General features: G+C 40.5%; 14 protein-coding genes. 11 read left to right on the top strand and 3 right to left on the bottom strand.

Annotated elements, in window-relative coordinates; all coding sequences use genetic code 11:
- Positions 1-15: 15 nt before the first annotated feature.
- The 4 genes from ACHFIZ_RS09820 to ACHFIZ_RS09805 all read left to right on the top strand — a co-directional run bounded on the left by ACHFIZ_RS09820 (position 16) and on the right by ACHFIZ_RS09805 (position 6,633).
- Positions 16-1,194, top strand: a complete 1,179-nt coding sequence (locus ACHFIZ_RS09820; protein WP_410885299.1) for a 3-dehydroquinate synthase — start codon at positions 16-18, stop codon at positions 1,192-1,194.
- On the top strand, positions 1,184-2,392 hold the full coding sequence (gene eboE / locus ACHFIZ_RS09815) for a metabolite traffic protein EboE (RefSeq protein WP_410885297.1): 1,209 nt from the start codon (positions 1,184-1,186) through the stop codon (positions 2,390-2,392). Before ACHFIZ_RS09820 ends, eboE begins: the two co-directional genes overlap by 11 nt.
- A gap of 11 nt (positions 2,393-2,403) precedes the next feature.
- A complete protein-coding gene (locus ACHFIZ_RS09810) occupies positions 2,404-3,774 on the top strand; it encodes an alkaline phosphatase family protein (RefSeq protein WP_410885295.1) in 1,371 nt (456 codons plus the stop codon).
- 207 nt (positions 3,775-3,981) lie between these two features.
- Positions 3,982-6,633 (top strand): hypothetical protein, encoded by a 2,652-nt coding sequence (locus ACHFIZ_RS09805; RefSeq protein ID WP_410885293.1) that lies wholly within the window; start codon positions 3,982-3,984, stop codon positions 6,631-6,633.
- A gap of 416 nt (positions 6,634-7,049) precedes the next feature.
- On the opposite strand, the gene ACHFIZ_RS09800 is transcribed toward ACHFIZ_RS09805, so the two are convergent.
- The gene (locus ACHFIZ_RS09800) at positions 7,050-7,679 is read right to left on the bottom strand and encodes a DUF1684 domain-containing protein (RefSeq protein WP_410885291.1); all 630 of its coding nucleotides are present in this window, start codon (positions 7,677-7,679) and stop codon (positions 7,050-7,052) included.
- 293 nt (positions 7,680-7,972) lie between these two features.
- On the bottom strand, positions 7,973-9,817 hold the full coding sequence (locus ACHFIZ_RS09795) for an alkaline phosphatase (RefSeq protein ID WP_410885289.1): 1,845 nt from the start codon (positions 9,815-9,817) through the stop codon (positions 7,973-7,975).
- Positions 9,818-9,978: 161 nt separating this feature from the next.
- On the opposite strand from ACHFIZ_RS09795, the gene ACHFIZ_RS09790 reads away from it, so the two are divergent.
- The 3 genes from ACHFIZ_RS09790 (at position 9,979) to ACHFIZ_RS09780 (ending at position 14,788) form a co-directional block, all read left to right on the top strand.
- Complete coding sequence (locus ACHFIZ_RS09790) at positions 9,979-11,517, top strand: choice-of-anchor I family protein (protein WP_410885287.1); 1,539 nt, start codon at positions 9,979-9,981, stop codon at positions 11,515-11,517.
- A gap of 58 nt (positions 11,518-11,575) precedes the next feature.
- Positions 11,576-14,440, top strand: coding sequence for a M16 family metallopeptidase (locus ACHFIZ_RS09785; protein WP_410885285.1), 2,865 nt, complete (start codon positions 11,576-11,578; stop codon positions 14,438-14,440).
- Positions 14,441-14,605: 165 nt separating this feature from the next.
- Positions 14,606-14,788 carry a hypothetical protein gene (locus tag ACHFIZ_RS09780; RefSeq protein WP_410885283.1) on the top strand — a complete coding sequence of 61 codons (183 nt, stop codon included), beginning with the start codon at positions 14,606-14,608 and terminating at the stop codon, positions 14,786-14,788.
- Here the strand turns inward: ACHFIZ_RS09780 and ACHFIZ_RS09775 are convergent.
- Positions 14,778-15,041 carry an isoleucyl-tRNA synthetase gene (locus ACHFIZ_RS09775; RefSeq protein ID WP_410885281.1) on the bottom strand — a complete coding sequence of 88 codons (264 nt, stop codon included), beginning with the start codon at positions 15,039-15,041 and terminating at the stop codon, positions 14,778-14,780. The two genes, ACHFIZ_RS09780 and ACHFIZ_RS09775, sit on opposite strands and share 11 nt — an antisense overlap.
- Before the next feature lie 229 nt (positions 15,042-15,270).
- Between ACHFIZ_RS09775 and ileS the strand changes: the two genes are divergently transcribed.
- The 4 genes from ileS (at position 15,271) to ACHFIZ_RS09755 (ending at position 20,444) form a co-directional block, all read left to right on the top strand.
- Positions 15,271-18,666, top strand: coding sequence for an isoleucine--tRNA ligase (gene ileS, locus ACHFIZ_RS09770; RefSeq protein ID WP_410885280.1), 3,396 nt, complete (start codon positions 15,271-15,273; stop codon positions 18,664-18,666).
- A gap of 5 nt (positions 18,667-18,671) precedes the next feature.
- Entirely contained in the window at positions 18,672-19,055 is a 384-nt protein-coding gene (locus ACHFIZ_RS09765) for a TraR/DksA family transcriptional regulator (protein ID WP_410885278.1), read from the top strand.
- Positions 19,055-19,657 carry a lipoprotein signal peptidase gene (locus ACHFIZ_RS09760; RefSeq protein ID WP_410885276.1) on the top strand — a complete coding sequence of 201 codons (603 nt, stop codon included), beginning with the start codon at positions 19,055-19,057 and terminating at the stop codon, positions 19,655-19,657. The genes ACHFIZ_RS09765 and ACHFIZ_RS09760 overlap by 1 nt, the downstream gene beginning before the upstream one ends.
- An 82-nt stretch (positions 19,658-19,739) precedes the next feature.
- A complete protein-coding gene (locus ACHFIZ_RS09755; RefSeq protein WP_410885274.1) occupies positions 19,740-20,444 on the top strand; it encodes an SIMPL domain-containing protein in 705 nt (234 codons plus the stop codon).
- Positions 20,445-20,468 lie beyond the last annotated feature (24 nt).

The raw sequence follows: 20,468 nt of genomic DNA, 5'->3' as shown, positions 1-20,468 counted from the left end.
TTGAATTTAACCAATATGAACTACCTGGAACAATCATTTAGCGTAAAATTTGAGTACAAGATCTTCTTTACCTCGTCGCTGTTCAATATAAACAACAACACCCTAATTGATTTCTTTAAACAGAAGCCATCTGAATCACTGCGTAAGCTGTTTTTTGTAGTCGATCAGGGCGTAGCTGATGCCCATCCTAATCTTTTAACGGACATCTCCACTTATTTTGCTGGCTACCCAGAGGTTCAGCTGATTAAAGAAGTAATGATCATTCCAGGTGGTGAGGCCGCGAAGAATGATATCGCCCATTTTGATAGGATTGTTGAGGCCGTTAATGGATTTGGTATCGACAGGCACTCTTATATAGCTGCTATCGGCGGTGGTGCCATTTTGGACTTGGTTGGCTACGCAGCAGCGGTATCACACCGTGGCATCAAGCACATCAGAATTCCTACAACAGTATTGTCGCAAAACGACTCTGGCATAGGTGTAAAGAACGGCATCAATTACAATGGAAAGAAAAACTTCCTTGGAACCTTTGCGCCACCAAATGCCGTGTTCAATGATGACGAATTCCTCGCGACGTTAACGGATAGAGATTATCGTTCAGGAATCTCTGAGGCTATTAAGGTATCTCTGATAAAAAAACCAGAGTTTTTCCAATGGATAGAGGAACATGCTGATGAATTGGTAGCGAGGAATAAAGTCAGCATGAATCACTTGATCAAGCTTTGTGCACAATTACACCTAAACCACATTGGCGGAGATGATCCTTTTGAAACAGGATCCGCCCGCCCATTAGATTTTGGCCATTGGGCAGCGCACAAACTGGAGCAGTTGAGCAATTTCGGCGTGCTACACGGGGAAGCAGTAGCGATGGGTATTGCGTTAGACAGTACCTATTCCTTTTTAAAAGGTATGTTGACTGAAGAAAAGTTACACCGCATTTTAAAGTCACTGGTAAAGCTTGGATATGACATTTCTAATCCATACATACAGATCAATGACCTGGAATCGCCAATATTGAAGGGTCTTGCCGAGTTTCAGGAACATCTTGGCGGCAGACTTAGCATTACTTTGCTGACTGATTTAGGTACCGGTGAAGAAGTCCATGAAATGGATCAACAATTATTGATCAAAGCAAGCAAATATGTGAGGGATTTTACAGAATCGAGTTCAACAACTACTGCTTATGAAAGTTAATACGGGTCATCTAACCTATTGTACTAATATCCATGCTGGCAAAAACTGGTCGGAGGATTTTGCCGCCCTGCAAAAGAATTTTCCGTTAATTAAGGAAAATGTTTCTCCTGAAGCAGTGCTGGGCTTAGGCTTGAGGCTCTCCAATGAGGCTAGTTTGAAGCTGATACAAACAGCCCCTTTGGCTGATTTTAAAGCATGGCTGGCCGAGAATAAAGCATACGTATTTACCATGAATGGCTTTCCATACGGAAAGTTTCACAATACTGTGGTGAAGGAGCACGTGCATACGCCCGACTGGACTACACAAGACCGCGGAGATTACACGATCCGCTTATTCCACATTTTAGAAGAGCTATTGCCTGCAGGAATGGACGGTGGGATTTCTACCTCCCCACTTAGTTATAGGCATTGGTTTAATACAGCTGAAGAACTTAAAACAGCGATACACACTGCTACATTAAATATTATAGCTGTTATTAAAGAGCTTGTTCTCATCAATAAGAAAACAGGAGTGATAATGCACCTGGATATCGAGCCTGAACCAGATGGAATACTGGAAACAGGAAGAGAATTTATAGATTGGTTTGAAGGCGATCTCATATCCCTTGGTATCCCGGAACTGGAGAATTCATTCAATGTTTCTGCCGCTGAAGCAAAAGAACTGCTGGAACGTCATTTGAACCTTTGTTACGATGTTTGTCATTTCGCTATTGGATATGAAAAGCATGCAGACGTACTAAAAGAGTTGGAAGAAAAGAATATTAAAGTCGGCAAAATACAAATTAGTGCTGCCCTGAAAGGCAATATGAATCTCGCTCCGGACAAGAAAACGGGTATGAAAACCGCATTTAGTAAGTTTAATGAACCTACTTACCTCCACCAGGTTGTAGCCTTAAAAAACGATGGCGAAGTGATCAGGTATCAGGATCTTCCTGTAGCCCTCGAAGATTTCGACCACGAAGATGTAGCTCAATGGCGTGCACACTTCCATGTTCCAATTTCGATTGAAGAGATTGGACTACTGGAATCTACTCAAAGCGATATCGTCGAAGTACTTAAGTTGCAAAAAAACAATCCGTTTACAAACCATATGGAAGTAGAAACCTATACCTGGGAAGTGCTTCCTGAACAATTAAAATTACCCATTACCCAGTCGATCAGTAAAGAGTTGCAATGGGTGGTTGATCAGTTGAAATAAAACGAGTTAAGATGAAGAAAACAGTAGTTATAGACGTAGTAGGTTTATCGGCAAACCTGATTGCTGAGCACACCCCATTCTTATCGGCCTATGTAAAAGACAAGAAGTTATCGGCCATTCAACCAATGCTTCCTGCTGTAACCACCGCTGTTCAATCGACTTATTTAACGGGTAAAACGCCTACAGAACACGGAATTGTTGGAAATGGTTGGTATGATAAAATTGATTCTGAAGTCAAGTTTTGGAAACAGTCCAACAAACTAGTTGCGGGAGATAAGATATGGGATCGTGCTAAGAAAGAAGATCCTAACTTCACTTCCTCGATGATGTTTTGGTGGTACAACATGTACTCTAATGCTGATTTTTCTGTTACGCCACGACCAAACTATTTAGCCGATGGTAGAAAAATGCCAGATTGCTATTCGCAGCCTGCAGCCTTAAGAGATACTTTGCAAGAGGAACTAGGCACATTTCCACTATTCCAGTTTTGGGGTCCGGGAGCGAATATAAAATCTACCAGATGGATTGCTGATGCTTCGATGCTGGCCGATGAACTCCACGACCCAACCCTTACCCTGATCTACCTTCCTCACCTGGATTATTGTCTTCAAAAGTTCGGTTCCGATTTTAGTCGTACCGGCAAAGAACTGAGAGAGGTGGATGAAGTGATAAAAGATTTGGTGACCTATTATGAGAAGAAGGGTGCCAATGTGATCATTTTATCAGAATATGGAATAGTGCCGGTAAGTAAGCCCATCCATATCAACAGGATGTTTCGCGAAAACAACCTGCTACAGATTCGTGTAGAAAGAGGGCTGGAACTATTGGACGCAGGTGCCTCCAAAGCTTTTGCCGTGGCAGATCACCAGATCGCGCACATCTATATCGTCGACCCAACAGTTAAAGATAAAGTAAAAAGCCTGTTGGAGAAGTTACCCGGAGTCGCCCTTATTTTAGATGATCAAGGTAAGAAAGACTATGGAATCGACCATGAGCGTTCGGGAGACTTCGTTCTTGTTGCAGATGCTGAAGCCTGGTTTACCTATTACTTTTGGCTTGATGATGCTGTTGCGCCTGATTATGCAAGGTGCGTTGACATTCACAAAAAGCCAGGCTATGACCCGGTTGAGATGTTTATGTCTTCAAAGCCACGCGCTGCTTATAAACTATTGCGCAAGAAAGCAGGATTCAGATACATAATGGACGTGATTCCATTAAATGCCAGCCTCATAAAAGGATCACATGGAAGTGTCCATACACCTAAAGAATATCATCCGGTATTAATTACCAACCGCACCTTATTGGAAGATGCAGGTGTAGATCCGCAACATGTTAAAGCAACAGATGTGTACGATGTGATCTGGAAAGCATTGCACAGTTAATCTCATAGTTTATGAATGTAAGAAGGGAGTTTCTAAGAAGGCCCGTTAATCGTTAATGTATCTTTGTCACTATGACCGGCTAGATATCCCCTTCTAAACGGAAGAAAATTCTACTTCCGATCCACTCATGGGGGGCTGATCTAACGTGTTTTAGCATTCGCTGATTGCAAGAAAATTATTTACATTTGAGTAACTAGAAATGAAACAATGTTTAAACTTGAATTAGTACTTGTGTACGCATTCCTGATCCTTCTTGGATTTGGGTGGAATGCGAAGCAGGTAGAGGTCAACAAATCCTCAACCTCCCTTTTAAAAATCGATACATTACGCAATGCATCCAAATGGCCAGTCGAACTTAGGCTTACCAATTTCGCGGCATCAGAAATCACACCAAGTCCCGCTTGCGTTGCCGTTGCAGCTACCGGCGAGGTTTTCGTTGGGGTAGACAAAATTGGCTCCCTTGGAAAAGAACCAGGAAAAGGAAGCATCGTTAAACTGATCGATAGTGACAACGATGGTAAGGTGGACAAACACACTATTTTTGCTCAGGTAGACAATCCTCGTGGCATTCTACCCATCGGCGATAAGGTTTATGTGCTTCACACGACATTTAACAAGGAAACCGGTATCGCCACTGGAATGGCGCTTGTGGTATTTGACGACAAGAACAATGATGGTGTTGCCGACGCTGGGCCACAGCCTTTAATAGAAAACATCAGTTCCCCTAAATTCGTCCAAAGTCGCGGTACTGACCATGCCACTAATGGTATTCGCATGGGTATTGACGGATGGATTTACATCGCTGCGGGAGACTTTGGATTTTACAATGCAGTCGATCGCGAAGGCACAAAATTAACCTTGCATGGTGGTGGAATCGTACGCGTGAGGCCGAATGGTAAAGAAATGGAACTGTATACCCATGGCACAAGAAATATTTATGATGTTGCTATCGACCCATACATGAACATTTTTACAAGAGACAATACCAATGACGGTGGTGGCTGGAACATTCGCTTTAGTCATGCCATTCAGTCTGGTGAATACGGTTATCCACTGCTATTTAAGAATTTTACGGAGGAGATTATTCCCGGATTAGTTGATGTTGGTGGTGGTTCAGGTACTGGATCGTTGTTCATGGACGAGCCAACCTGGCCAGATAAATATAACCATGTACCAATGATGGCTGACTGGGGAAATAGCCAACTGTATATTCACCGTATAACTCCAGATGGAGCAAGTTTTACGCAGAAAGACGAAGAGTTTATTAAACTCAACCAAATCACCGACCTTGACGTTGATGGGTCGGGTAGATTATACCTTTCTGCATGGGATGGAGCAGGTTATTCAGGTAGTCCGGATAAAGGATTTATCGTTCGTGCAGTCCCTAAGAACTGGAAATACAAAGCATTTCCAAACCTTGCGAAAGCTTCGATAAAAGAGTTATCTACGATGATTAAGTCTAACAGTGCCGTTGCCCGTTTAAATGCACAGCAAGAACTGTTAGGTCGACCCGCCAAGGACGCAATTAAAGCTTCATGGGCAATCGCCTCCGACAAAAGCTTACCACTATACAACCGTGCAGCAGGTATATTCACCTATGCTCAGACGGCGGGAGAAAGTGGTATTGAAAATTTGGTATCGTTGACAGCTGATAACGATGTCAAAGAATTTGCTTTACGTGCATTGGCAGATAGAAAGTCGGCCAATAAAAACGTTCCTCTTAAACCATTTTTGGATGGACTGAAAGATGTTTCTTTGCGCGTTCAGGCAGCCTCAATTATCGGATTAGGTCGGCTAGGTAAGCAGGAGGCTATTGCAGCATTACTAGAAATCAAAGTTCCGTCTTCTTTTGTAGCACCTAAGAAAGGAACCGAAGGCCCACATGCTATACCAAATTCAGGAATTATCCCTGCACACCTTGCAGTCCGTTCGTTATTGAGTTTAAATGCGGCGGATCAGGTTGTCAATGCTATTGGAACACCAAGTTCTGACCTTGCGTTGTGGACACTTCGTTACATGCATGATCAGAAAGCTGTAAATGGCTTAATTGCAGCTTATAACAAGAGCGGCGATAAAGTATTGAAGGATAAAATTTTAACTACCCTTGCGCGTCTGTATAAAACAGAAGAGCCCTACCAGGGATTAACATGGTGGAATACCAGACCTGATGGACACGGGCCGTATTACATGGCAGTAGACTGGCAAGGATCTCCGGCAATCAAAGATTTCTTAAGAGCAGAGTGGCTTAAAGCCGGTGCTGAAAGAAAAGACTTCTATGCAGACCTGAATGCGAAAAACCAAATGGGAATATTAGAATTCGGAGGTGAAGAAGCTGAGGCCCCAAGAGATGAGGTGACAGTTGATTTGGCGAAGATCAGAAATAAAAAAGGTCAGATTGGAGAATCTTCGATTGAAAATGTGATGCTTGCCATGGCAAAGATCAAAGGTGATGCATCCCTTGGAAAAGGCCTATTTACCAAACAAGGATGTATTGCTTGTCACAGTTTAAACAAAAGCGAACCTTTGAAAGGCCCATTCATGGGTCAGATTGGTTCGATCATGAACAGGGAGCAAATTGCCGAGTCTATCCTTAAACCGAACGCTTCCATCTCTCAAGGTTTCGCTACCGTGATGATTGAAGCAAAAGGGGACAAAAGTTATATGGGCTTTGTGACCTCTGAAACCGCCACTAGGGTGAGCCTAAGAGATATCGCAGGACAAGTGAGCAATATCAAAACCTCCGACATTATTTCGCGTAAAGAGATGGAAACCTCGATGATGCCTGCTGGCATGGCAAATTCACTTTCTTATGAAGAATTTGCCGCGCTGATTACATTTTTATCTCAACAAAAGAAGTAATTTATTATAAAACCAATCTTACTGAATCAATTTGAAAGGCAATAAGCTATTATCTTTAGATTGAATCAGTAAGATTTATAGGCATTGGATACTCAACGGCCATCTTAAGATTTAAATTTAAGTAAATCTTGATATTCTTCCTCATGTCGAGTGGTTATACCTATTTTTGACAACTTTACTTCGAGGCCTTCCAAAACTGATTTCCTATACTCCCAAAGCTCGAAGAGGTCTCTGTTATTAGAATATTAAGCTGGCTTTTAATCGTTCCCAAGCACGTTTTCCATGTTATCAAAGTGCTCATCGATATTCGCAAATTTTTCGTCCACCAAAGTTTTACAACCTCATGTTTGCTTTTACCAAGTTCAACGAGAGATAAAACTGTAGTTTCTAATTTGGTTAATCTTTCTTTCGACTCACTATTTTTTAGCGCCGGAGAAAACCATTTCTCCAACGTTTATATTCTGTTGAATTCTATTCTCAGTTGGCGGCTTTGGGCATTGATAGCCATTACTGTAGGCACAATAAGGATTATAAGCTTTATTGAAATCTACCTTAATCCTATCATTAATGATGTCTTTTCTGTTCAAGTCAATGTACCTTCCACCGCTATAAGTATCTTTCCCATTCGTGAAATCCGTAAAAGGCAAAAATAAGTAGTCCTTAAAATCTGCAAGTTGAGACAAAACGATACTTTTGTAAATAGTCAACTCTTGAGGCTTGCCGTTTAAAGTAAACTTTAAACGCGCATAACGAATATATTGTTGTGGATTACCACTGTAATTTGACATCAAAAAGGGTGTTTCCTCTGTAAGCAATTCAATCTTGGCATTAATTGCATAACTGCTATCTGCTTTGAAGAAGCTGAGGTTGATTAAATCTTTCTTTTTGAGGGGTGACCCCGTCTCTTCTAAAAAAGCATTCTTATAAGCCTCCCTATACTTTTCTATTTCTGTTTTGAAGTTCTGGGAAAATGAAGAAAAAGACAATAAAAGTAAGAATATTAAAAGTGGTGCTTGTTTGAAAATGTTACTATGAATTTTCATCATTCAATAAATGTAACAAAGATTAGCTAAGTTTCTCGATCAGTTCATTAAGGAGTTCTTTTTACCGCTTATTGATGTGTGTTGCACCTTCCGCATAATTGAACTCCCATTCTTCATCTACTTCCGGAATGGATTAAACATTACAGACCGAGGTGGCCATTCAAATTCAAACACATTACTCTTGACGGCCCACGGGGATGCACCAACAAAAACTCAAGCTCAGTGCATCTTCTGAATAACAAAATGCCAAAGCTCCTTTTCATATTGTTATAATAAGAACGATCAGTGATGGTTGACTATTTTTTGGAAAATGCCTTGATAATCTTCTTATAGATTTCATTGTTTGGATAAGCACCCATGAATTCCATTGCACCCGGACCATAAGCAAATAACGGGACCATAATATTCGTGTGGTCATCCGTGCTAAAATTGCCACGTACCATTCCTGTTTTTGCTGAAGCATCTAATAATGACAAACCGCCAGTCTCATGATCTGCAGTAACAATAACTAGGGTCTCGCCATCTATATCAGCAAAATTAAGCGCAGCGCCAATTAGGTTGTCGAAATCAAGTTGCTCTGTGATTACGAAAGGCAGGTCGTTTGCGTGACCGCCATGGTCAATTTGCGCTCCTTCTGCCATGATAAAGAAACCGTTTTTGCTAGTTGATAAGAGTTCGATCGTCTTTAGTAGTGAACTTTTGAGCATCTCTCCTCTACCATCCAGTTTTCTCCTTGTTACCGAATCCTCCAGCAAAACCAATTGCTTACCAGAACTTGTTTTTTGAAAATCAGATAAAGTTTCTGAATAGTTAAACCCTTTGGCTTTTAAGCTAGACATCAACCCTCTGTCTTTATTATCAGTGAAGCTTTTTCTATTTGAACCCACCAAGATAGAGATTGGACTGTTGACCAAATCAGCAGCAATTTCCTGAGTCAGAGATCTTTCATTTTGATGGGCGTAAAATGCAGCAGGAGTCGCGTCAGTGACGTCACCACTACTTATGATACCGCTTACGATACCTTGCTTTATTAATACTTCCGGTAAGGCTATTAATTTTTTTCCATTGGAATCAACAGATATGTACCGGTTATTGGTTTTTTCGCCTGTTGCCATTGCCGTTGCACCCGCTGCAGAATCTGTGAAATCTGAATTCACCGCCTCTGTCCTTGATAAACCCAGGTGTTTAAAAGTCATTAGATTGGAATAGCCGAAGTTTGCAGTAAGACCAGCTTGAATTTGCGCCAGCCCCATTCCGTCGCCAATTAAAAGGATAACATTTTTAGCCTTCTTTTGTGCTCCATCTGATTTGTATGACGGTTTGTAAGGTTGATAGGGCTTAGTGTTCTTGTATTCAAGTTTTTCACGACCGCTATAATAAGCTTGAAGCTTTTCCGGATGATCAGTTCCTATCCAGTCGGCGCCTATATTTTCCAGTTCTTTCCAAGTATTGGGATTGTCTTTAGTGCCCCAAAAACGAAAAGGCTTATTCCATTTATGTGCAATTGCGATGGCATTTTTAAGTTTAAGCTTGTCTACAGGCGTTGGTGTCCCCTTTCCATTCCAGACTGTAAACGCAGCGATACTTTCACTTACCATACCTACTCTTTTAAGTTCTCCATCGGTGTAGGTATTTGTAGTACGACCATCGAAGTTGATGTAATCGGGGTAGTCCTTGAAGTTGGCTGCTGGTGGTACATCGCCGCTGATCAGAATTTGCACCGCATTTCCATTTCGCTTGGCATCGAATACGTCCAAGTAGGGTTTAAGATCAGTAATCAAAACCGCTAATACCTGTTGGGAACCGGCTTTGATGTCGATCAGCAATTGCAGTTTCTTGGTTTTATCTGCATAAGGTCTGCCCATATTTTCGCGGAATACCTTTGAAATGGGTTCCAAATATAATGTTTTGATGTCTTTAGCCACATCGGTATCTTCCTCATTATGGGCTACCAGCAGTTTACCATTCTTAAGATATACATCGGCCTCTACGGAACCCATGCCTGCATAGTACGCCTGGTAGAAAGGAAAATTCTGATTGTAGTCATTGTGGCTGTGTCCGAAATTTTCGGACTTTTTAACTTGCTGTGCACTTGCAAGAGTGCTAATTGCTAAAAGTGCAATAAATAGTATTTGTTTCACAGTACAAAGATATTTCCCAAATGTTAGTTTTAAATTTTCTCAGTATTAACAAACCATAAAATTAGTTGAAAAAATTTATCCGCCTTAACAATATGATAATCTAAAGCTAAATTTTCTATAACCTAACTTGTATAGCTTCGAAGTTTATTAAAATTTAATTTATGAAAAGAATAGTACTATTTGGTTTTCTGTTGACGGCCTTGATTAGCTGTAAGAAAGATAACGCGGTAATTACCGAGCCGGAGTTTTTTGTGAATGAAGATGCCGCTACGTTTGCTGAAACAGCTTCGTTTGATGTAGGCGAAACAGGTGCTGCAGAGATCACAGCCTTTGACCCGATTACAAAAAAACTTTTTGTAGTTAGAAATGAAAATGAAGGTCTTACAAATCAAGTAAATCAGATTGAAGTAATTGATTTTAGCAATCCGTCAGCAATGAAATCTATTGGCTCCATCACAATGCGTCCTTTTGGTGGTGCGGTGAACGGCGTTGTCGTTTATGAAGGAAAACTTGCTGCAGCAATTCAATCAACTGACAAACAGGCGAATGGAAAAGTGGTTGTTTTCAAAACTAGCGATTATAGTAAAATTGCTGAAGTTATTGTAGGCGCTCTGCCTGACATGGTCACATTCACGCCAAACGGCAAGTACATCTTATCAGCTAATGAAGGTGAACCTAACGCCGCATATACTAATGATCCTTCTGGAACTGTATCTATCATTTCGGTAGCCGACAATTACTCAGTAGTGACCATTGACTTCTCCTCAATGGCTAGTCAGCAAGCAGATTTGAAATCTAAAGGTTTTAGAATCTTTGGAAAAGATGCCTCCTTCGTAAAGGACGTTGAGCCGGAATACATCACCATTTCTGAAGATTCAAAAACTGCATGGGTAACTTTACAAGAAAACAATGCAATCGCAAAGATCAATATTGAGTCCAAAAGCATTACAAATATTTTTCCTTTAGGCTTTAAAGATTATAGTCTGGCTGGAAATGAAATTGATCCAAGTGACCTTGATGGCGGCTTTAAACCAGCAAAATGGAATGTTAAAAGTATGTATTTACCTGATGCGATCACTTTACTCGAAGAAAATGGAACGCCATATCTTTTCACCGCCAATGAAGGTGATGCAAGAGAATATGATGGTTTCTCTGAGATATTACGTGTTAAAAACAAAGATATAAAGTTAGATGCGACTGCTTTCCCGGATGCTGTCACTTTAAAATTAGATGCCAATTTAGGAAGGTTAAACGTCACTACGACTCTTGGTGACAAAGACGGTGATGGAGATCTTGACGAATTGTATTCTCTTGGATCCCGTTCATTCAGCGTTTGGAATGGCAACACAGGTGGCCAGGTTTTCGATAGTAAAAATGAGCTTGACAAGCTTTGCTTTACTGCTGGCGTGTATGACGATAACAGAAGTGACGATAAAAGTGTGGAGCCTGAAGGCATCACCATTGGAAAGGTTGGCAATAAAAAAGTAGCATTTTTAGGAATGGAAAGAGCAGATGCCGTAGCCGTATACGATCTTACAGTCCCCTCAAAACCTGTGTTTCTTCAACTATTGAAGTGCGGTGATGCACCGGAAGGTGTGTTGTTTATTCCAGCTAAAGATAGTCCGACTAAAAAAAGCCTGCTATTGGTTAGCAGTGAGGGAGATGGCATAATCAAGGTTTACACACCAAAAACTATCTAATTTTTGATAAGTTAATCGGGATAAAAGATTATTTTTAGCCCGATTAACTTATCATTCTATGAAAAAAACAATACACGCTATTGCAGCAGGAGTTTTAATAGGCTTAGTGTTGAGCAATCCTGTTTTAGCACAAAAGAAAACAGTTGCCGCCAAGAAGCCCCTAACAACGGTTGCAAAACCATACGGATCTATTATTCCCAACGATCCCAATGTCAAAATTGGCAAACTTGCTAACGGATTAACCTATTACATCAGAAAAAATACCGAGCCTAACAAAAGGGCTGAGTTGTATTTAGCTAATAAGATTGGCTCTTTAATGGAGGAGGATAACCAGCAAGGCCTAGCTCACTTTACAGAGCACATGGCCTTTAATGGCACCAAAGATTTTCCTAAAAATGAGATGATAAATTACCTGCAAAAAGCAGGTGTACGTTTTGGAGCAGATTTGAATGCTTATACCGGTTTTGAGCAAACCGTTTATCAACTTCCAATTCCAACCGACAGTGCAGCGGTATTCAAGTCTGGCTTCAAGATTCTTGCGAACTGGGCTGGAAAGGTATTGATGGAAGGTGAAGAGATTGATAAGGAACGCGGTGTGATCATTGAAGAGGACCGTCAGCGCGGAAAAAACGCAAGTGAACGTATGAGCAAGCAATTGCTGCCTTTACTTTTAAAAGGCTCAAAATACGAAAAACGTCTTCCGATTGGGAAGATTGATATTCTAAATACTTTTACCCACGATAAGATCAAAAGTTTTTACAAAGATTGGTATCGTCCTAATCTTCAGGCGATCATCGCTGTTGGAGATTTCGATGTTAACGAGGTAGAACAGTTGATAAAAACAAACTTTGAAAATTTAGCCAATCCATCTAATCCAAGGACGAGAGCGCGCTATAGCCTTCCTGAGAACAAAGAACCTTTGATTAAAATTATCACCGATCCTGAGCAGCCTTACAACGTAGCCATGATGATGTACAAGCATAAAGATGGAGCGGTTAGGACAACTACGGACTATAAAAGAGACTTGATTCACAGCATGATCAACAGCATGTTGGGTGCTAGATTTCAGGAAATTTTGCAAAAAGGAAATGCACCGTTCTTATTTGCACAAAGCAGCTACGGACCTTATCAAGGCGGCTTAGTATCGGGAGTTAGTGCATTTCAAACTGTAGTAGCAGCCAATTCAGGTGCTGTATTGGAGAAAGCGTTTACCGCCGCATTGGCTGAGAATGAGCGCATGAGTAAATTTGGATTCCTTCAATCTGAATTGGATGTAGCCAGGAAAAACATCCTTGCAGGAAATGAGAAGCAGTTTAAAGAAAAAGATAAAACGCCTTCTTCAAAGTTTGTTCAAGAGTATCTAAGTAATTTCTTAAGTGGAAGCGCAATTCCTTCAATTGATTACGATTACTCGGAGACCCAAAAAGTACTTGCCGCAACTACCTTAGCAGAAGTAGATGCTATTGCTGAAGAGTTGATCACTAAGGAAAATCAAATTATCGTTGTTCAAGCCCCTGAGAAAGATAAATCCAGTTTACCAACTGAATCGCAGATGATCGCCGCAGCTAGAAATGCGGGCAATGGAGTGTCTGCATATGTTGACAATACGGTTAATAAGCCATTGATCTCTGTTGCGCCAGTTGCTGGGAAAATCGTTTCAGAAACTAAGCTGGATGCAGTTGACGCAACAGAATTGAAGTTGAGCAACGGCATAAAAGTAGTATTAAAGCAAACCGACTTCAAGAACGACCAGGTGTTGTTTAATTCATTCTCTAAAGGAGGACTATCGCTTGCAACTGATGCTGATTTTCAATCAGCGCAGATGGTAAGCCTGATTTCTCAAAGTGGAGTCGGTGATTTCAACCCTACCCAGTTGAATAAGCTACTCGCAGGAAATACTGCCCGTGCTGGTGCTTATATTGATGACCTTTACCAAGGTTTTGGCGGAAATGCTTCACCAAAAGACCTGAAAACAGCCTTTGAATTGGTATATGCTTACGCAACCAATCCAAGGAAAGATGTTGAAATCTTCAATAAGAACATCAGCGACACCAAAGTAATTCTTGCAAATAAAAACGCAGATCCTGGAAGTGTTTTCTCTGATACCGTACAGGCAGTATTGAATTCCTACCACAAGCGTGGAATGCCTACAACTGTTTCTGATCTTGATCAGGTATCTTTGGATAGAGCATTTGCTTTTTATAAAGATCGCTTTGCTGACGATAGTGAGCAAGTGTTTGTAATTGTTGGTGCCTTCGACATGGCAACGATTAAACCATTAATCGAAACTTATATCGCCAGTCTACCTTCCCTAAATAAAAAGCAAAACTTCGCTGATAATGGGCTACGAGCACCAAAAGGTAAAGTAAGCAAAACCGTATACAAAGGTTTGGAGGATAAAGCCTCCGTTCAACTGTATGTGCATGGAGACTATAACTATAGTGAAAGCGAGAACATCCAGTTGGATGCTGTGAAAGCTGCTCTCGAAATAAAGATTCTAGAGCGTTTACGTGAAAAAGAAAGTGGTGTATATAGTCCGCGTGTAGGTTTAAGTGTGGAAAAAGAGCCAAATGCACATTATTATTTTACCATTTCGTTTAGTTGTGCCCCAGCAAATGTGGAGAAGCTCATCGCCGCTTCATTGGACGAGATCGCTAAAATAAAAGCCAGTGGAGCTTCGACAGATGACGTGAGCAAGTTCAAGTCTGAAGAGCAGCGTCAACATGAATTGAGTCTTCGTCAGAATGGATATTGGTTAAACTATATCACTACAAGATTGAAATTTGGAGAAGATATGGGACAGTATAAAAACTATGTTCAGAAAGTAAATGCAGTGACTGCAGAAACTAGCAAAGTTGCTGCACAAAAGTACCTGAATGAAGACAATTATATTCGACTGGTTCTGTTACCAGAGAAAAAATAATAGCTGTTTTGGTTAAGGAAAGGGGTTGCATTAGTATAGGTAATGCAACCCCCTTTTCTGTTGTTACTTTTTCGAGGTTGGTTCCGCGTTGGCACAGCCTTGGTACTGACTCCATGAATTATTAACCATAACTTAGTGATGAGCAAGTCAAGAAACGATAAATAAATGATTAGATTAAATCAAGACACAACATCCGAGATACTTCAGGCCGTTAGAGAAGGGCATTTGGTGACCGACACATTTAGCAAAACAGGATTGGTGGAAGAAATTGAAATCGAAGATGATGAATTATACCGGATTTATACTTTCAAACTGGTAACAGGACGAGTAATCACTGTTAGGAAGTAGCGCCTTCTGGCTCTTGTTCCATTGCCTCCCGTTTTTCAGGATCCAGCTCGACTTTACCTTTCTTGTCTTTTTTCCCAAAAAGAATTGGGTATATCGCCATCAAGGAACCTGCAATAAAAAGCAACCCGGCCAATGTAAGTACATAAGAACTGGACTCTAATTTATTCGAGCTCATGATGATATAGGCAACGAGCGCTAAGATCCCTAATATGAAGGAAATAACTGCTTTTTGTAGTTTCAATACTTTTATCATAGCGGCGTGTTTTAAATCCTAAATCGTTTGATATTATCAAAAATCAAACCAAAGCTAAATGTAATTATTACATTGTCAGAAACGCGACTTGGCATGGAAAAAAGTAAACTTTTTTCAGACAATAAAACAGATTTCGAGGCGGTATTAACCGTAAAAGATTGCTCATATGTTCAATTTCTCAATCAAAAATGTTAACTTTGCATCCTTAATTTTTGAGGATACTTAATTGATGTATAGGGAATTTAAACAATTAGAACTAGCTAAAATAGGGAAAGAAATACTGGAGTTTTGGAAGTCAGAAAACATCTTTGAGAAAAGCATTTCCAGTCGCCCAAAATCTAACCCATTCACTTTTTATGAAGGCCCACCTTCAGCGAACGGAATGCCTGGTATTCACCACGTAATGGCGCGGGCCATTAAAGATATTTTTTGCAGGTATAAGACACTTAAAGGCTTCCAGGTAAAACGCAAGGGAGGATGGGACACCCACGGTCTTCCTATTGAGCTTGCTGTTGAAAAAAAATTAGGGATTACCAAAGAAGACATCGGAAAGAAAATCTCTGTTGAAGAGTACAATACGGCCTGTCGTGAGGAGGTAATGAAGTATACAGACGTTTGGAACGACCTTACGGAAAAGATGGGCTACTGGGTTGATCTTGAAAACCCCTACGTTACATACGAAAATGAATATATTGAAACTTTATGGTGGATCCTGAAGTCATTTTACGACAAGGGATTACTTTACAAAGGATATACGGTACAACCGTATTCTCCTGCTGCAGGAACTGGATTAAGCTCGCATGAATTAAATCAGCCCGGCACCTACAAAATGCTGAAGGATACTTCCATCACTGCGCAGTTCTTTTTAAAGAAAAATCAACAGCATGCATTGTCAAACATCCTTTTTAGCGATCCTACAGAGGAAACAGCCATCATTGCCTGGACCACTACTCCATGGACTTTACCATCGAATGGCGCTTTAGCTGTTGGTGAAAAGATTACTTATGTGAAGGTGAAGACCTTTAACCAATATACTTACCTGCCAATCAATGTTGTTCTGGCCAAGGATCTTTTGCCCAAGCATTTCAAGGCTGAGGCAAAAGACGCGTCATTTGCCGATTATAAGGGTGGCGATAAACTGATTCCATGGAAGGTTGCCGGAGAATTTACCGGGAAAGAATTAGTAGGCTTGCGTTACCACCAATTGCTCCCTTATGTCACCAATGCAGAACTGGAAGAGGAGGCATTTCGTGTCATTCCTGCTGATTACGTAACCATAGAGGATGGCACTGGAATTGTTCACATTGCTTCTGTATTTGGTGCAGACGATTTCCGGGTTGCTAAAGAAAGTGGGGTGCCTGCAGTTATGATCAAAGATGATCAGGGAAATGAGCTTCCGTTGGTAAATAAGCAAGGGAAGTTTGTGGCTGAGGTTACAGATTTCGCCGGCAAGTATGTTAAAGAAGAATATTACAGTGATGAAGAGCGCAAAGCAGCCGACTTTAAGCCGACAGATGTATTGCTGGCCATCAAATTGAAGGAAGACAACAAAGCCTTTGACGTAAAGAAATACGAACACAGTTATCCGCATTGCTGGAGGACTGACAAGCCGATCCTTTATTATCCGCTAGATAGTTGGTTTATAAAAACCACTTTTGTTAAGGAAAAAATGGTGGCTTTGAATAAAACGATCAACTGGAAACCGGAAGCGACAGGAACCGGAAGGTTTGGTAACTGGTTGGAAAACCTGGTAGACTGGAATCTATCGCGGTCCCGTTACTGGGGCACACCGTTACCGATCTGGCGCACAACTGACGGATTAGAAGAAAAATGTATTGGGTCCATTTCGGAGCTCAATTCAGAGATTGTCAAGTCTGTGGAGGCCGGCTTCATGGAAGCTTCTTTTGAATTAAAAGATATGCACCGGCCATATGTGGATGACGTGATACTTGTCTCCCCTAAAGGAGAGAAAATGGTTCGTGAGCTGGACTTGATTGATGTGTGGTTTGATAGTGGCGCGATGCCCTATGCGCAATGGCACTTCCCTTTTGAAAACAAAGCAGAGTTTGAAAACGCTTATCCCGCAGATTTCATCGCGGAAGGTGTAGATCAAACCCGTGGTTGGTTCTTCACGCTGCATGCGATAGCGGTAATGCTTAGCGAAAGCAGTGAAGAAATTAAAGCGATAAATAAGCACGTAAACAACGACGGTGTGGCGTTTAAAAACGTAATATCAAACGGCTTAGTACTGGATAAGAATGGTAATAAAATGTCTAAGCGATTGGGCAATGGTGTGGATCCATTCTCTACTATAGATACCTATAGTGCTGATGCTACTCGCTGGTACATGATCAGCAACGCCTCTCCATGGGACAACCTTAAGTTTAACATGGAAGGGCTAGATGAGGTGCGCAAAAAGTTCTTCGGCACGCTATACAACACCTATGCATTCTTTGCGCTTTATGCGAATATCGACAAGTTTGAAATTGATGAAGAAAACCTTAGTACGGTTGCTGAACGTTCTGAATTAGATCGTTGGATTCTTTCCTTATTACAAACGCTTACTGCAGAAGTAGATGAAAGCTACAATACATATGAGCCTACAAAGGCTGCAAGGGCAATCCAGACTTTTGTGGATGAACACCTAAGTAACTGGTACATTAGATTGTCCCGTCGCCGTTTCTGGAAGGGCGAAATGACTGCCGACAAAAAAGCGGCATACGAGACGTTATATTCCTGTTTAATGAGCATCTCGCAATTGATGTCGCCTATCGCTCCTTTCTTCTCGGACTGGTTGTTTATCAACCTAACTGCAGGCAAGGCCGGTGATAACGCTGAATCTGTGCATTTAACTATCTTAAAAAAAGCAGACGCTTCTTTGGTCGATACAGAGTTAAACGAGCGCATGCACCTTGCGCAGGACATATCTTCGATGGTCTTGTCTTTACGTAAAAAGACGAGCATCAATGTTCGTCAGCCATTGGCGAAGATTTTAATTCCAGTATTAGACAATCATTTTGCAGCGCGCGTGGAATTAGTTAAAGAATTGATCCTATCGGAAACCAACATCAAGGAAATTGAATATATCACTGACACTGCGGGTTTTATTACTAAAAAGATTAAACCCAATTTCAAAGCGTTAGGACCTAAGGTAGGCAAGAATATGAAAATGGTTGCTGAAGTAATTACAAAACTCAATCAGGAACAGTTGGCGCAGTTTGAGGCTGATGGTAAGTATAGCATACCAGACACTCTTTATGAGATCAATCTATCTGATGTTGAAATTATGGCTGAAGATATACCAGGATGGCAGGTGACCAGCATGGGAAGCTTAACGGTCGCGCTTGATGTGACCATTACTGAGGAATTGAAGCAAGAAGGACTATCTCGTGAGTTGATCAATAGGATCCAAAATCTGCGTAAAGAATTGAATTTTGAAGTAACAGATAGAATTAATGTTAGGTTACAAAACCATAATCTAATAGCTAATGCAGTAAGGAAAAATAAGAACTACATTTGTTCCGAAATTTTGGCTGATGATATTGCGCTAACTGATGAAATAAATAGTGTAAACACAATAGTAATCGACGAGGTTGAACTACAGATTTCGGTTACAAAACAATAATTATTATGGAAAAATCTACAAAAACAAGGTATTCTGATAGCGAATTACAAGAGTTTAAGGGGCTAATTCAGGAAAAATTACGTATGGCGAGGGAAGAATTTCTTGATCTGACAAACTCATTGAGCAGTCCAAACTCTAATGGGACTGAAGATACTTCAGGAACCTATAAAACGCTTGAAGACGGTTCTGCTACTTTAGAAAAAGAACAGCTTAACCAGTTAGCAGCACGTCAAAAAAAGTTCATTGAAAACTTAGAGGCAGCTTTGGTACGCATTGAAAACAAAACTTATGGTATTTGTAGGGAAACTGGCAAATTGATTCAGAAAGAACGTTTGCGTGCGGTTCCTCATGCTACTTTGAGTATGGAAGCTAAACTGAAGCAGTCGTAATGAAAGGATATACTAAACCTTTACTTATTATTTTTCTTGTGCTCTTGGCTGATCAGGTTTTAAAAACCTGGATTAAGACGAATATGTATATCGGCCAGGAGTTTAAAATTATTGGCAATTGGTTCATCATTCATTTTACTGAGAATAATGGAATGGCCTTTGGTCTAGAGTTTGGGGGTGAATTTGGCAAGCTTGCTTTGTCTCTGTTTAGAATATTTGCGGTGGGCGGTATAGGTTACGGACTACATTATCTAATTCAAAAGAAATACCATAGAGGACTTATCCTAAACGTAGCACTGATATTTGCAGGCGCTCTTGGAAATATCATTGACTCTGTGTTTTATGGTAAGATTTACGGATATGCAGAGTTGTTCCATGGCCGTGTAGTTGACATGTTCTATTTTCCGATAATGGAAGGACATTTTCCAACCTGGTTCCCGATATGGGCAGGAGAAGAATTTGTGTTTTTTAGGCCGGTTTTCAATATTGCGGATGCAGCTATTTCGGTAGGGGTGATCATTATTCTTATCTTCCAAAAAGTCTATTTCAAGGAAGAACTGCAGGAAGAAATCGGGCCTAATAATGAGATAGTTGAGGAATAATTTCTCAACTCTTTAAATATTCTTGTGGAATTGGTACGATAATTACATCTGTCTATCAAACACAGATGAAAATTTAAATATTATGAAAAAGTTATTAACCATCGCCTTCGTTACTTTATTTAGCCTAAGCGCGAGTGCACAACAGGTAGATTTAAGAAAGAAAATTAGTGTAACTGGCTCGTCTGAGATGGAGGTCACTCCTGATATCATCTATTTGAGCATTTCTCTGAAAGAATATTTCAAGGATAACAACAGCAAGAAAAAGGTGGACATCACCACGTTAGAAAATCAATTGTTTAATGCTGTACAGAAAGCAGGACTTGATAAAGAAAATTTGACCATTAACAACTTATCCAGTTACAACTACGCTACTGAGAAAAAAAGGAATCCTGATTTTTTGGCAAGCAAACAGTATCGTTTGAAAGTAACAGACTTAAATAAATGGAACAATATTATAGGGGCTGTAGATTCAAAAGGCATAGCTTATACAAATATTGAAAGTTATGATTATTCAAAGATCGAGGCCTTAAAAAAGGACTTAAAAATTAAAGCTTTGCAAGCTGCAAAATTTAAAGCTACTTACATGGTTGAAGCACTCGGCGACAAGCTTGGAAGTGTTATCGATATTCAGGAAGTTAACAATGAACAATATCCTCAGCCAATATATCGTACTAATATGATGATGAAAAGCAATACGGCTGACACAGCAGAATCTGCACCTGCAGAAATTGACTTCAAAAAAATCAAGCTCAACTACACAATGAATACAGTTTTTGAGATCAGATAGATTTATCTGACTTAAACACTATAC

It is taken from the genome of Pedobacter sp. JCM 36344, assembly GCF_046546555.1.
Classification (GTDB): domain Bacteria; phylum Bacteroidota; class Bacteroidia; order Sphingobacteriales; family Sphingobacteriaceae; genus Pedobacter.
Note: the sequence above shows the minus strand (reverse complement) of the source record. Positions and strands in the feature narration are given on the sequence as shown.